Genomic DNA, 15,476 nt, shown 5'->3' with positions numbered 1-15,476 from the left:
TTGGATTTAGAATCTTTGCTAATCCTACTCACTTTTTAAACTCTTCACGGGATTCATAAGAGCGGCTTTAATGGACTGGAAACTAACGGTCAATAAAGCAATGCCTAGTGTGAGAATCCCCGCAAATGCAAAATACCACAAGCTCAGTTCTATTTTATAAGCGAAATTATCCAACCAGCCATTCAATATAATCCATGATAAAGGCATAGCTAACAGCCAACCTAGCAGGATCAGGCTAAGATAACTTTTTGAAAGCAACGTGGTAATCTCAAGAGCAGAAGCCCCTAGCACTTTTCTGATTCCGATTTCTTTTATTCTTCTTGACGCTGTATAGGCCACCAGTCCAAGAAGTCCGAGACTGGAGATCAAAATTGATATTATCCCAAAAATGAGGATGAGACGGCTGATCATTTGTTCAGAAAGGTATAGTTGTTCATATTCCGAATCCAAAAAATGATAGTCAAAGGGATATTGTGGATTGATCCGTGCTGTTATATCCTTCAAATCTGCTATGGTTTGTTGCAGTTGTCCTTTGGTAGATCTTACAAGAAGGTATGAAGCATTCTCTGGCTCAAGGACCAGGATCAACGGAGTGATAGGGGTATGTAAAGATTGAAGATGAAAGTCTTCCATCACACCGATTATGGGACCGGAACCATTCCAGAAGGAAATTTCCGCTCCTATTGGATCCTCTTCCATACCCATCATATCCAGAGCAGCCTGGTTAACCAAATAAGCGGTAGAATCACCCACATACAAGGGCGAAAATTCTCTGCCTGCTGCCAAGGATATCCCCATTGTTTTGGCATAATCAAATCCAACCCAAGTTGCGGACACATTTGTTTGCAAATCGGGATCCTTTCCAGGCCAAGCCAAATCACCCGAATTTGCCTGAATATTGATGGGTAAATGGGTGGCCACCGTTGCCGATACCACTGAAGGTGATTTCAGAACTTCTTGCCTTAGAACTTCTAAATTTTGATATAAATCGCCTTCCAATGGCAAATAGAGAACATTTTCTCTATCCAGACCTAAATTCTTTTGTCTTACATATTCCTGCTGGCTGTACAACACCAATATGCCTGCTATGAAAAGTGCAGTAATACAAAACTGAAAGACAATCAGCCCTTTCCTAAAATACACTCCGCTCAATCCCGGTTTCACCTGTTGCTTCAATGCATTAAACACAGGTAAACCTGCCATGAAAATTGATGGGTATAATGAGGACATTAAGGTGGCCAAAATCCATATTGCAGCCAGAAGTCCCCAAAATCTGTAGCTACCCCATTCTAAAGCCAGTTGAGTAGCCAAATAATTATTGAAAAGCGGTAAGGCTAGGATGACAGTAAGTAAGATTGTGATGAAAAGGGATAGGGTTGCAATTAGCATTGATTCACTCACAAACTGTGCAAATAAAGTCTGCTTGTCCGCGCCAATCACTTTTCTGATGCCTATTTCTTTTCCTCTGGCAGTGGCCCTGGCAGTGGTCAAGCTGACAAAATTGATGCAGGAAACCAGTAGGATCAGGAAGCCTACCAATGAAAGGTTGTTGACTAATGTTATTCTTCCACCTACTGCCTTCCCATTTTCATATTCTTCATATAGATGAACATCTGACAGGGGTTGAAAAATAGGATAATTGTCCTTGAAGTCGCTGTATTTGGGATAAATGTTCTTGGCAATGGATACCATATGCTCAACATTGGTATTGGGTTTGACTTTCACCCAGGTTTGATAGGAAGTATTGCCCCAGTGCATCCAAGGTTGCTCTATTTCTTTGAAGTTGATTACCCATCCCAACTGAATAGAACTGTTGGAGGGTAGATCCTCAATGACGGCCCCCACAGTATAAGCTTTCAGTTGACTATCACTATCTTCCATCATAAGGCTCTCGCCCAATGGGGAAAGTTTGTCAAATAATTTGTCGGCTGTACTTTCTGTTATGACTACTTGATTCTTGGATAAAAGGGCCTTTACCGGATCCCCAGCCACAACTTTCACGGCAAAAATGTTGAAAAAATCATCGGATGCGAAAAGCCCTCTTTCCCGAATGGAGGTATTGCTGTCTTTGATCAAAATCCGTGGGCCCCAATCTGCATATTTCACAGCGTACTCCACTTGTGGAACTTCATTTTTTAAAACTTCCGCCAAGGGTGCCGGAGTGAGGTTATTAGTTAGTAATTCCCCATTAAAAGAACCATTTACTCTTACTTTGTAAACAAGGTCTTCGTTGGGAAAAAAATCATTAAAACTCTTTTCATGAACAGCCCAGATCCCGATAATCAAACTACAGCTCATACCCAATACCAGGCCCAAAATATTGATCAGACTGTAAATTGGGCTACTTTTTATTGTTCTCCAGGCAATTTTAAAATAGTTATGCCACATAATCTGAGTAGGTTAATTAATTTCTAATGGTCTGTTTATAATCAGCCCTATTGCCAACATTCCATTATTTCTTATCGACATTCATACCACTATTAATATGCTCCCAATCGCCAAATCAAAGGATTTGACTTTACTATGCTGTGTTTTACGAACAAAAACGTTCGTTGGCGTGCGATTTATTCAAAATTTACTGGGGAATTCCCATTGCCGGATCCTCCATTTTTGCGGATGGGGTTAGTTTCAAGGTAAAGCAATCCATCTACCGTACCGGATAATTTATCTCTCCCTACTCACTTCTCAGACTCTTGACAGGATTTTCCAGTGCCGTTTTAACCGTTTGAAAACTAACGGTCACCAGAGCCATAAACCAGACCAGTACCACGGGTAGAATCAGCATCCACCAGCTGATTTCCATCTGATAGGCAAAGTTTTTAAGCCATTTTTGCATAAAGAAGTATATGACAGGCAGGATAATTATACTGACTACCCCCACTAGTTTGAGAAAATCCCTGGAAAGCATGCTCACCACAGAGAAGACAGTTGCTCCTAAAACCTTTCGTATCCCAATTTCTTTGGTACGTTGCAAGGTCATATAAGATGATAGGCCGAAAAGACCCAAGCATGCAATCACTATGGCCAAACTGGCAAACAGACTGAAAATTTTTGCGAACTGCCTGTCAGACTGATATTGGCTATTGAAATAATCATCAAGAAAAAAGTAGTCAAATGGGCTCCCCGGAAACGCTTGGTTCCAGCTGCTCTGTATTTGTTTTAATGCCTTTGGATAATCACTAGATGCAATTTTGAGAGAATAATATTCCCCAGCCCATGGGGCATTCAGGTATTCTTTCAGCGCAAAGACCATAGGTCCCACTTCCTTGTGCAGGGATTCCTGATTGAAATCCCGAATTACCCCAAGAATTTCTTTCGGATGCTGATCATTGTCCGCTTCATCCCAGATTACCGTTTGCTGGACCGCTTCCTCAGGACTATTGAATCCCAGCTGCCTAATGGCTGTTTCATTAAAAATGACGGCTCCGCGATCAGAAGAAAACTCGTGCGAAAAATTGCGGCCTGCCAAGAATTCAGTACCATATAATCCAAAAAAATCCTCATCCACAGCGACGATATTAACGCTTTTTCTATTTTCTGTTTTTGCAGGTTGATAAAAGGCCCTACCCCAGCCCAATTGTTGTCCCGGAATATTGGATGATACACTTACTTGCTGCACTGCGGGCAACTTTTGCACCTCGCTTTTAAAAAAGTTCAATTGGTTTTGATAAGTAGAATCCTTGCTGCCCGGCCCTTTCACGATAAGGATCTGATCTATATCCATCCCTATATCCTGTTGTTGCATAAAAACCAACTGTTCTCGTACACCTAGGGTCCCTGCTATCAAAGCAATGGAAGTGGCAAACTGAAAAGCGACCAGTCCTTTTCTCAGCAAAGCTCCCTTTCCGAAGTTTGGAAGACTTCCCTTAATCATCTGAACAGGTTGATACGACAATGCCACTGCCGGGTAAATTCCGGAAAAAAAAGTCCCTAGCAAAAACAAGCCTATGATGCCTATTCCCAGCTCTGCATCAAATATCGGGGCAAAGTACCCCAACGTAAGTGTTTGAAAAGGAGTCATCAAAAGCTGTGAAACCACAATTGCCAGTACCGCTGCTACCAAATTGACCAAAAAAGATTCTGCCATAAATTGGAGGATCAATTGCGCTCTGTTTGACCCAACCACTTTTCTGATCCCAATCTCTTTGGCCCGTTCCATTGCCTTGGCAGTTGTCAGGTTCAGGTAGTTGATCCAGGCAATAATCAATATAAAAAATGCGATAAGTGTAAGAAAAGAGACGGTCCGACGGCTTCCGTTTACTTCCGCTTCTGCTTCCAGATTTGAATCAAGATGTATTTGTCGGATGGGCTGAAGGTCAAATTCCTGATTGTACCCCTCCTTTCGCAATTCGGCCAATGTTTCTCCCCTGTATTTTTCCAATATATCATAGAGCTTGCGCTTTACAACTCCAGGATCGCTTTCTGGTAAAATTTCGACATAATTATAAAAATTCCCCCAATCCCAGTTTTCTTCAAGATTCCAGGGGATGGAATTGAAGGAGATGATAAAATCAGTCTTAAGATGGGAATTGTGTGGAATATCCTCAAATATCCCACTGACTTCCAACTGCATCTGTCCCCGATCTCCCATAAAAAAAGTGATAGATTGCCCCAACAGCCTATCAAGATCGGGGAAATATTTCTTGGCCATTGATTCAGATAACACCACGTAGCCTGGCTTGGAAAGCGCCTTGTCAGAGTTGCCCTGCACCATCCGGTACGAAAACATCTCCAAAAAAGAGGAATCAGCATAGTAAATCTTTTCCTCATGGAAACTGCGGTCACCCACTTGGATAACGGGATCCGACATTAATGGTGCAGTATGGACTAATCTGGCTGCCTGAATTACCTCGGGAATATCTCTTTCCATAGCGGGAGCAAGTGCAGGAGCAGTTTGGGCCCGATTCTCAACCATCTCTCCGTTCAGGTATGCTGAGCTTGTTACGCGATAAAGTGTGGGTTTACGAAACTCATCATAACTCAGTTCAAAATTCACATACCTGAAAATGAGAAGACAGGCTGCCATTCCTATAGACAGCCCTAGAATATTGATCAACGAAAACATCTTATTTCGCCAAAGATTCCGGATTGCAATTTTGAGGTAGTGGTATAGCATTTTTAATATCTTAAATGTCTTTACAAATCTTGAATCTTGATTCCTACGCCATCTTTCGTGTCATATGAACAGCACCTGTGGACTGTTGACCGTGTACTTTCTATAACTATCTCCGGACTCTGTAATCTTTGGTTCTTGGTTCGTAATATTTGACTCTTGTTACTAGCTACTAACATCACTCACTCTTCAGACTCTCCACTGGATTCATCAGGGCAGCTTTGATGGACTGGAAACTGACGGTTAATAATGTAATCACCATGGCTCCTAATCCTGCGACTCCAAATACCCACCAATACAATGGAACTCTATATTCAAACTGGTCAAGCCAACCACGCAAATAGCTGTAGGATACAGGAATAGCAATCAGACATGAAATAACCACAAGTAAGACAAACTCATAGGAAAGCATTCTCCAAAGACTACTTATTGAAGCTCCCAATACTTTGCGGATCCCCAGTTCCTTGGTTCGCTTCTCGGCAATAAATGAGGCTAACCCGAAAAGTCCCAGGCAACTGATCAACAAAGCCAGGACAGCAAAGAAGCCTGTAAGTTTCCCGATTCTTTCCTCAAATAAATATTTAGCGGCAAACTCATCATCTGCTAGACTATATTCAAACGGTACTGATGGATCATGTTTTTTGAACACTTCTCCTATTTCTGCCAAAGCTTCGGTAACGCTGACATCTGGATTGATTTTTACATTGATAAGCCTTGTTCTATTGAAAGAATCGATGTAAAAAGCCGCTTGTTTTACAGGCTCATATAGCGACTGGGTCACCATATTTTCTACTACACCAATTACAGTATAACTCCGGTCAAAAGCCTTGATGGTTTCACCGATCGGGTCTTCAAAACCCATGTACTCGACTGCTGCCTGATTTAGAATAAAACCAGATGAATCAGATGCAAAGTCTCTAGAAAAGTCCCTCCCCTCTACAATTTGCCAATCCACAACTTTTCCAAACTCATGACTTATAGCAGCTGTTATCACCACATCCTGCATTCCTGGATCCTTTCCTCTCCAATCAAAACCGCTATTGGTAGTCCATGTGTTGGTAATTGAACTTTGCGACAATGCCGCTTCATTTACCATCCCGGTTGCTATCAGATCATTTCTGATGGCCTCAAATTGATCTTTGACCGCGGCAGTTTTAATAGGTATGCTGACCAGACCTTCTTTTCCATAGCCCACAGGTCTATTCTTGGCAAACTGAATTTGCTGGTAAACGATGATCGTCCCGATAATGAGCGTGATCGAGACTGTAAACTGGATTATCACCAGAGCCTTTCGCGGAAGTGCAGCAAATTTACCTACCTTGAAAGTCCCCTTCAGAACTGAGATCGGCTTGAATGAGGAAAAGTAAAAAGCGGGTAGGCTACCCGCAATAAGTCCGGTAAGTACAGTAAAGCCAACGATCACCACCCAAAACAACCAATTGTTCCATGGTAGCAAGATACTTTTGCCCGAGACTTCATTAAACCAAGGCAACGAAAGGTAGACCAAGAAGACTGAGCAGAATAATGCCAAAAAGGTCACGACTAATGACTCGCTGAAAAACTGGCTTATCAGCTGACTTCGAAAAGAACCTACCACCTTGCGAATACCTACTTCTTTAGCCCTTTTCTCAGATCGTGCGGTACTCAGATTCATAAAATTGATGCAGGCCAAAAACAATACAAATACGCCAATCGTACCAAACAACCATACAAATTCAATTCTTCCTCCGACACTTATTCCGTTTTCAAATTTGGAATAAAGGTGCCAATCAGACATCGGATGCAAGAAAAGTTCAGGCTTTATCCGATCCGCATCTTCCTGAACTATATTCTCACGTTTTATAGCTGCTATGGCTTTTGAAACACTGCCCATATCCGCATGATCTGCCAGCTGCACATAGGCCAAAAACCAGTTGTTTCCCCAGCCTACCCTATCTGCCAATTCTTCATCTTTCACCATGAAATTCCAAGGCGCAATAAAATCCAGATCTGCAAAAGAAGAGTTTTCCGGTATGTCTTTGTAGATACCCGTAACCTCCAGATCAGCTTTATTATTTATCCTCACAATTTCCCCTTCTGGACTTTTTTCACCAAACAGAATCTTTGCAGTCGATTCAGAAAGTAAGATCGAATTGATGTCTTTTAAACCATTCCGAGAACCTGAGAGCATATCCAGGGAAAGCAGCTCCGGTGCTTCATCACCCATAAACCTCCCTGTTTTGGTAGCGGGATTTGTTCCGGTTGATAATACAGAACCTCTTGTACCTGAGGACATGACCACATAGTTGAAATTGTTACCATATTTGCCGTTGAGTTCCGGACCTAATTGCAAAGCTTGGCCGGTACCAGTCGAAACTTCCCCGTCAAATGTTTGATTCAACATCACCTGGGCGATGGTCTTGTAATGTTTATGAGAGCGGTTAAAAGAGACCTCATCGTAGATCCACAGCCCAATTAATATAGCAGTTGCAAGCCCAACAGCCAATCCACCAATATTAATCAATGCATAGCTTTTTTTGTTTAGAAGCCCTCTCCAGGCAATTTTCAGGTAAGTTCTGAGCATTTTAATTGAAAGATTTTAAATACTTGTCCACCGAGGTGGATTAGAAAGTTGAAAGATTGTAATGTGGTAAGGTTTTCTCAAGATTCTGGACTCTTATCTATTAGTTCATAATTTTTGGTTCTAGCCGCTTGCTACCAAATACTTTATACTAGCTACTCTCCTCATTCACTTTTCAGGCTCTTCACCGGATTCATCAACGCTGCTTTGATGGACTGGAAACTAACCGTAAGCAAGGCAATCAACATAGTCAAAGCTCCTGCCCCGATAAAGAACCACCATTCCAGGTCAATTTTGTAGGCAAATCCGTCCAGCCAATTTTTGGTGAGGTAATAGCTCAAAGGCAGTGCTATGACAATGGCCACCAATACCATTTTGGCAAAATCACCAGACAGCAACTGTATGATTTTCCATTCACTGGAGCCCAAAACTTTACGGATACCGATTTCTTTGACCCTTCTTTCGGCTGTGAATGCGGCAAGGCCAAATAAACCCAAACAAGAAATCAGAATAGCTATTCCTGCAAAATACCGGGAAAGTACAGACACCCGTTGTTCGGCTATGTATTGAGCTTGGTATTCTGCATCCAGAAATTGGAAATCAAAGGGAAACCCAGGATAGAATGTCAGAAAAAGCGATTTAAGCCGGGCGATTGTTTCCTGCTCTTTACCGGCCTGCACTTTGACTGCAATGGTAGAGGTTCTCCGGGGAGCTAACCACAACACTACCGGTTTAACTTTTGAATGCAGTGATTCGAAATTAAAATTCTTTACAATACCAATAATCTCCCGCTCTTCTTCAAATAACTTCACCCCTTTACCTATCGGATCAGTGACTCCCATGTGCTCAATTGCCGCCTCGTTAAAGAGAACCTTTGCAGAATCGGTTTTGAATTCTCTTGAAAATGCCCGCCCAGCTGCCATCTCTATTCCCAGTAGTTCCAGCATTTCGTAATTAACGGGCATCATCTCAAACTCCGTTATATCATTGGGAGCTTTGGCAGGCCACTGAACACCCTGAGTAGAAGCTATGTGCCCGGTCATCTCATGGCCGATGCTGGATGCACTGACCACTCCTTGTAATTCTCTGATCTCTGAAAGAAATGTTTCCAAGTTCTCTGCCGATCCCATTCTGTTAAAATAGAGGATGTTCTCTTTGTCGTATCCCAGGTGTTTGTTCTGGACAAACTCTATTTGCTTATAAACCACACATACCGCTACGATAAGGATGATAGATAAGGCAAACTGCACTATGACCAAGCCTTTTCTGACCCACAGTTCCCCTACTGATTTGTCCACATATCCTTTCAGTACCCTGGCAGGATTGAAAGCGGATATATACAACGCCGGGTAGCTTCCCGCTATTAGTCCGGTGACCAAAGTAATCGAGAGAAAGGACAGGATAAGAAATGAATCCAGGGGCAGGTAAAGCTGTTTGCCGGTAATTTGATTGAATTGGGGCAGAAGCAATACCACTAATCCTATGGCTACGACCAGCGAAATCGTTGCCATCAGTGTAGATTCTCCAAGGTATTGAAGAACCAAGGTAGAACGCCCGGCACCTACCGCTTTTTTAATCCCCACCTCTTTCAACCTTCTGGAAGCCTTTGCCGTTGACAAATTCATGAAGTTGATCGCGGCAATCAAGAGTATAAAAACAGCAACCACGGAAAATAATCTCACATAATCGATTCTTCCTCCAGCCTGTTTACCATTTTCATAGTTGCCATAGAGGTAAGTCTGGGCGTAAGGAGCTGCAAATAAGATACGGTGGGTGACTTCACCGTTGGTTTTCCTTTCAATAAGATCAGCAATCTTCTCATTCAATTGATCCACATTGGTTCCGGGCTTTAATAACGCATAGGTAAGCGGCCAGGAGGTCCGCCAGCGGGAAGCCCATCCGGCATCTTCCATATATATTCTAAAAGGTAGCACAAAATCAAACTGCATCGAGGAATTTTGGGGTACGTCTTCAAAAACACCTGTCACCTGGTAGTGCTCCTCGTGCTGCCATTCTATCATTTTACCCACCACGTCAGTAGTATTAAACAGCTTCTTGGCCAGGGTTTCGGATATCACTATTGAACTTCTATCGTTAAGTACCTCCTCCTCATTTCCTTGGATAAGAGGGAAAGAAAAAACTTTAAAAAAAGCCTCCCCCACATATTGGCCTGCAGCCTGAATATCCTTGCTATCTACGGAAAGTGTATAATCCTTAAGATTAAAGCAAGCGACGGCATATTCCACTTCCGGCAGCTCCTCTTCAAGGGTTGGTGCAGTCAGCGCTGAAGTCCACGTAGATAGCCCGATTTCGCCTTCCAATATTCGATGTTCCATCAACTGGTACAGACGGCTATTATTTTCATGAAACTTATCGATAGCCAGCTCATCACTTACCCAAAGAAAAATCAGTAAAGCACAGGCAAGTCCTGTGGATAAACCGATCAAGTTAATAAAGAACGTACTTTTATACCTTTTCAGGCTTCGGAAAATCAACAGGAGGTTGTGTCGGAGCATGACTTTAGGAATTGATTTCTTTTGTATTTGCGAGTTTTGTGCCAGTGCAAAGCTGCATTTCCAGCTATTACAGGTGGCTTATCGGATTTATTGAGGAGCTTTTCGAACAAAACCGTTCGGGGGCGGGCGAAGAGATGGAAAACTAAAGACACCTTTTCTTTCATGATAATTGAAGAATCCAGTGCTCTTTCTACCAAATACCATATCCCCAGGGATTTCCTCTTCAGCTCACGGTTTTGCTTCTATTCCCGTCCGCAAAAAAATATGTATCAGACTGAGCAGCCAGTCTGCCAAAGTCATGAAAGACGGAGTCTTTTCCCATTCGTCAATCCTCTTCCTTAGCTCTCCAACTTCTCATCTAACATCTTGCTTTTCACATAAATATCTAGGTTCTTGCCTCTTGACTCTCGATACTCGCTACTAACATCACTCAATTTTCAAACTCTTCCCCAGATTCATCAACGCCGACTTCACCGGCTGGAAACTCACCGTCAGCAAGGCAATCAACATCGTCAACAGACCCACCCCGGTAAAATACCACCATTCAAGGTCGATCTTGAAGGCGAAATTATCCGGCCAGTTTTTGATCAGATAGTAACTTAATGGCAAGACAATCACTAGTCCTGAATTCAAAAAGCCTATTCCTCAATTGGAAATTTACCAATGGCATATAAAGGTAAATTGAGCATCCAATCCTCTTCTCTAAAATCGGACATCGAGGTTCTGATAGCCATGATCGGTTTATATTTCTGGCAAAACAGTTTTAAGCTTTTAGCTTTCAGGTTTTCTTCGGCCTTTACTTCTATGGGGATAATCTGACCGGAAAACTGCACCAAAAAGTCTATTTCAGCAGTTGCCTTTTCGGCAGACCAGTAATAGACAGACATTTCTTTCATTAGTATCAATTGTTGTAGCACAAATTGTTCTGTCAATGCCCCTTTAAACTCTTCAAACAAGTTATTTCCTTCCAGCAATGTCCTCACATCCATTTCCACCATGGCACACAAAAGACCTACATCTACCACAAATAATTTAAAGGCACTCAAATCCTCATAGGCTTTAAGAGGAATGGCCGGTTTGGCTACTCTTTTGATTTTATACACCAAACCACAATCAATCAGCCAGGACATTGCCAATTCATAGTCTTTTGCTCTGGCCCCCTGTTTGATTATTCCATAGATGAATTTTTTGTTTTCTTTGGCCAATTGTGAGGGAATGGAGTTCCAGAGCATTCTGATCCTGGGCACAATTTCATGAGGTGCATGTTTGGAAAAATCCTGCTCATAAGCTTCCAAAATCCGCCTTTGTATTTGTCTCACTTCATTGAAATCAGCATTTTCCGAAAACCTCCAAACTACTTCAGGCATGCCACCGATATAATAATATTGTTTTAGCAGCTGAATAAATTTGGTTCTGAAGGTTTTGATCAAAACCCAATCCCTGCTTTCCAAAAGATCGAGTAAATCATTCTCTCCCAGAGCCATCAAGAACTCTGAAAAACTTAAGGGATAGAGATCCAAAAAATCAACCTTCCCGACGGGGAATGAAGTTTGCTTACCCAAAGCTACTCCGAGCAATGACCCCGCGGAAATAACATGGTACTCGGGTGCATTTTCCTGAAAATATTTCAGGGATGTCAATGCTCCCTCAGCTTCCTGAATTTCGTCCAATATAATTAAAGTGTCGGAAGGCTCAATGTTGACACCTGTTTCTATCTTTAAAGCAGTTATTATACGCCTGACATCAAAATCCTCCGAAAAAACAGCTTGTAATGATTTGTTGCTTTCAAGATTCACATAGGCGACCTGTCTGTATTCCTCTTTGCCAAAGGTTTTGATCAACCATGTTTTCCCCACCTGCCTTGCTCCCCGGACAAGGAGAGGCTTACGGTTGATATTGTTTTTCCATTTGATCAATTCTGATGTTGCGGTTCTCTTCATAAGGATATATTTACATTGTCCAGAATGGAAATATACATTTTATCAAAGTATTTAATGCAAATATTAACACTTTTTCAAATGATTTAATGCAAATATTAACACTTTTTCAAAGGAAATAACATGAAACTTTGTTCTGTTAAGGCAGATCGGCGGTCAGTAAAATTGGGGATTTTTGGTTTCACGCAACTGCGCAGCAGAATATGAAGCAGCAGGGCGGGGAACTTTGTGCAACCCAAGCAATCATAAAAAACGGTGTATTGACTCGTGCTTTTCCATGCTTCAATCACATGTCCCAAGCCTGAAGGGCTTGAATAAGCTTAACCATGGGTGCAAACCCATGGACTTTAGTCCAGCGGTTTAGGCTGTTTCTCTCTTTACTTTTTCCAGCAAAACCACATCTTCCTGCCATTCACCCATTTGCTTATCACAAGCCGCTTGTGTTTTGATGATGCGTAGCTTATGGGGAGAGCCTTTTTTATGGTCTCGGTGTGGAGATCTATGACCACATTCATAATGGCCATTTCCAGTTCATTCCTTTCATGCTGATTTCTGCGAAAATCAAATACTTGTTCTATGGGCGAGCATAAAAAGGTTTCCAATATCTGCCATTGCCTGGCATTAGGGTGCACATCCGGTACCGGTCTCGTCTGGTCTTCTTCCAACTTTATGGTCAGGAATTCCATGATTGTTAATATCCCGCTCTTTCAGAGTTTGAAGCATGCTTCTTGCCTATAATCACCCAGCCCGGTGGTCTGGGCTTTGATAATTCGGGCTTTCAACCCTATAATTATTCCACTGAAGGCTGTAGACTGTTGACCGTGGGCTTTCTACAACTATCTTCGGACTCCGAAATCTTTGGTTTTTGGTTCGTAGCACTTGATTCTTGACCCTTGGCCCTTGATTCTAACTACTTGCTTACTTGATACTAGCTACTCGCTACTAACATCACTCACTCTTCAGGCTCTTCACCGGATTCATAAGCGCAGCCTTGATGGAGTGGAAACTAACCGTTAGTAAGGCAATCAGCATAGTCAATGCTCCTGCTCCAATAAAGAACCACCATTTCAGGCCTATTTTAAAAGCAAAACTTGACAGCCATTCCTGAGCTATAAAGAAGCTCAGTGGCAAGGCAATCAAAATTGCCACCATAACCATTTTGGTGAAATCCCCCGATAATATGCTGACTATTTTTAGTTCACTTGCCCCCAGTACTTTTCTGATCCCAATTTCTTTGGCCCGCCTTTCTACTGTGAATGTAGCCAGGCCAAACAGTCCCAAACAGGAGATCAATATGGCTATCGCTGCAAAATATTTTGACAAAGTAGCTACACGTTGCTCCGCTACATAAAGTGCCTGATAATCCTCATCCAAAAAGCGATAGCCCATCAAAAATCCGGGATTGAATTTGCTATGTAGCGCTTCGATATTTTTGATAGTTTCTATTTCATCACCTGCATTGATTTTCGCTGCCACCAAATTGGTTGCCCCGGGATTGTAGTAGAAAAACAGTGGTTTGACCACCTCATGAAACGAGTCAAAATGGAAATCTTCAGTCACGCCAATAATCTCCTTATCTTCCCCCCATAAATTGATAACCTTCCCTATCGGGTCTTCAATTCCCATAAATTCAATAGCAGCTTGATTGAAAATGATTTTTTCTGACTCTGTTCCAAACTCATCGGAAAAAATCCTTCCCTCTTTCATCTGAATCCCCATCATCTCAATCATACCGTAATTGACCGCCATACGCTCGAACTCCGTCTTGTCATTCGGGTCTTTGCCCGGCCACTGGATTCCGTAAGTACCTCCATTATGCCCTGTCATATCATGGCCGGAACTGGTAGCACCCACTACTCCCGGGACAGCCTTCAGCTCAGAAATAAAGGCTTCCATTTTATCGGTATCCCCTAGCTCCCCTATTTTATTAATCAGTAGAACATTATCTTTTTCATAACCCAGATTCTCAGTTTGTATATATTCTATCTGCAAGTACACCACCCAGACTGAGACGATTAGAATCACTGAAAGCGCAAACTGAAATACGACCAATCCCTTTCTGATCCACAGCTCTCCTGCAGCACTGCTGATTTTCCCCTTCAAAACCGTAGAAGGGCTAAAACCAGAAAGATGCAGTGCCGGGTAACTTCCCGCGATCAGACCAGTGACCAATACTATGGCAAGGATTGCCATTATCAGCATAGGGCTGAAATCAAGAGAAAGTTGCTTCTCGGTAATGATATTGAATTGGGGCAAAAGCAAAATAACCAATAACAATCCCAACAAAAGCGACAGAAACGCCATCATAGTGGACTCTCCTAGATACTGAGCTATCAATTCTCCCCGTCTTGCACCTACAGCCTTTTTTATTCCCACCTCTTTGATTCGTTTGGATGCTTTGGCAGTGGAAAGGTTCATGAAGTTGATGCATGCAATCACCAAAATGAAAATGGCAATAACGGAGAATAGCTTCACATAGGATATTCTGCCGCCTGTTTGTATTCCATTTTCGTAGGTACCATGTAAGTACCTGTCTGAGTATTTAGCCACAAATTGGGATCTATGCGTGACGTCTCCCTCAGTCTTGGTTTTTACATAATCCTTGATTTTGGCATTAAATTCATCCACATTAGTTCCTTCCCTTAACAGGACAAAAGTGGTTGGTGCAGTATTTCCCCAACTTTGCACCCATTCGTTTTCAGTCCAGAAATCCTCAAATGACATCACAAAATCAAACTTCATGGATGTTCTGGACGGTAGGTCTTCAAATACTCCAGCAACAGTCAGATCCTTTTCATGGTCCCACTCTACCACTTTGCCCACTGCATTCTCAGAAGAACCAAAAAGTTTGACAGCTAAACTCTCAGAAATAACAATCGTGTTGGGGGCTGACTTAATTTCTTCCTTATTGCCTTGAGTGATTTTGTAGGGGAAAAGTTTAAAAAAATCAGCACTGGCATATAGCTTTCGGGCGGCTATATCGTGATCCTCTACTGACAGGATACTACTGTTGATATTATTGGAAAATGTGGTCACTGCATATTCCACTTCAGGAAAGTCATCTTTCAATCCTTGTGCAGTAGGTCCAGCGGTGGTTTCCCTGGTGATCATTCCACCAGCCTGATCCACATTTTCCAACACTTGATAGAGTTGTGAATCTGTAGCATACCCTTTGTCAATCTGAAGTTCATCATTGACCCAAAGAAAGATCAGCAGGACACTTGCAAGGCCTGTGGAAAGCCCGATGAGATTGATCAGAAAAGTACTTTTGTCCTTTCGGAGATTTCTATAGATAAGAATAAGTTGATGTTTTAGCATAATTTCTGGGGAAAATGTGCAGTCTGAAATGA

8 protein-coding genes are annotated in these 15,476 nt (G+C 42.2%); all 8 read right to left on the bottom strand.

Features of this window, described 5'->3' with window-relative positions; genetic code table 11:
* Window positions 1–24: 24 nt before the first annotated feature.
* The 8 genes from AS141_RS23280 to AS141_RS23245 all read right to left on the bottom strand — a co-directional run bounded on the left by AS141_RS23280 (window position 25) and on the right by AS141_RS23245 (window position 15,444).
* On the bottom strand, window positions 25–2,388 hold the full coding sequence (locus tag AS141_RS23280; protein WP_057940119.1) for an ABC transporter permease: 2,364 nt from the start codon (window positions 2,386–2,388) through the stop codon (window positions 25–27).
* Between the two features lie 286 nt (window positions 2,389–2,674).
* The gene (locus AS141_RS23275) at window positions 2,675–5,116 is read right to left on the bottom strand and encodes an ABC transporter permease (protein ID WP_057940118.1); all 2,442 of its coding nucleotides are present in this window, start codon (window positions 5,114–5,116) and stop codon (window positions 2,675–2,677) included.
* Between the two features lie 175 nt (window positions 5,117–5,291).
* A complete protein-coding gene (locus AS141_RS23270) occupies window positions 5,292–7,676 on the bottom strand; it encodes an ABC transporter permease (protein WP_057940117.1) in 2,385 nt (794 codons plus the stop codon).
* A gap of 161 nt (window positions 7,677–7,837) precedes the next feature.
* On the bottom strand, window positions 7,838–10,189 hold the full coding sequence (locus AS141_RS23265; protein WP_057940116.1) for an ABC transporter permease: 2,352 nt from the start codon (window positions 10,187–10,189) through the stop codon (window positions 7,838–7,840).
* Between the two features lie 426 nt (window positions 10,190–10,615).
* Window positions 10,616–10,822, bottom strand: coding sequence for an ABC transporter permease family protein (locus AS141_RS23260; RefSeq protein ID WP_057940115.1), 207 nt, complete (start codon window positions 10,820–10,822; stop codon window positions 10,616–10,618).
* A 5-nt stretch (window positions 10,823–10,827) separates the two neighbouring features.
* The gene (locus tag AS141_RS23255) at window positions 10,828–12,129 is read right to left on the bottom strand and encodes an ATP-binding protein (protein ID WP_057940114.1); all 1,302 of its coding nucleotides are present in this window, start codon (window positions 12,127–12,129) and stop codon (window positions 10,828–10,830) included.
* A gap of 374 nt (window positions 12,130–12,503) precedes the next feature.
* A complete protein-coding gene (locus tag AS141_RS23250; RefSeq protein ID WP_057940113.1) occupies window positions 12,504–12,812 on the bottom strand; it encodes a hypothetical protein in 309 nt (102 codons plus the stop codon).
* Window positions 12,813–13,074: 262 nt separating this feature from the next.
* Window positions 13,075–15,444 carry an ABC transporter permease gene (locus tag AS141_RS23245; RefSeq protein WP_057940112.1) on the bottom strand — a complete coding sequence of 790 codons (2,370 nt, stop codon included), beginning with the start codon at window positions 15,442–15,444 and terminating at the stop codon, window positions 13,075–13,077.
* Between the last annotated feature and the right edge of the window lie 32 nt (window positions 15,445–15,476).

The organism is Algoriphagus resistens (assembly GCF_001442615.1).
GTDB lineage: Bacteria > Bacteroidota > Bacteroidia > Cytophagales > Cyclobacteriaceae > Algoriphagus > Algoriphagus resistens.
This window is presented reverse-complemented; position numbering and strand designations above follow the sequence as displayed.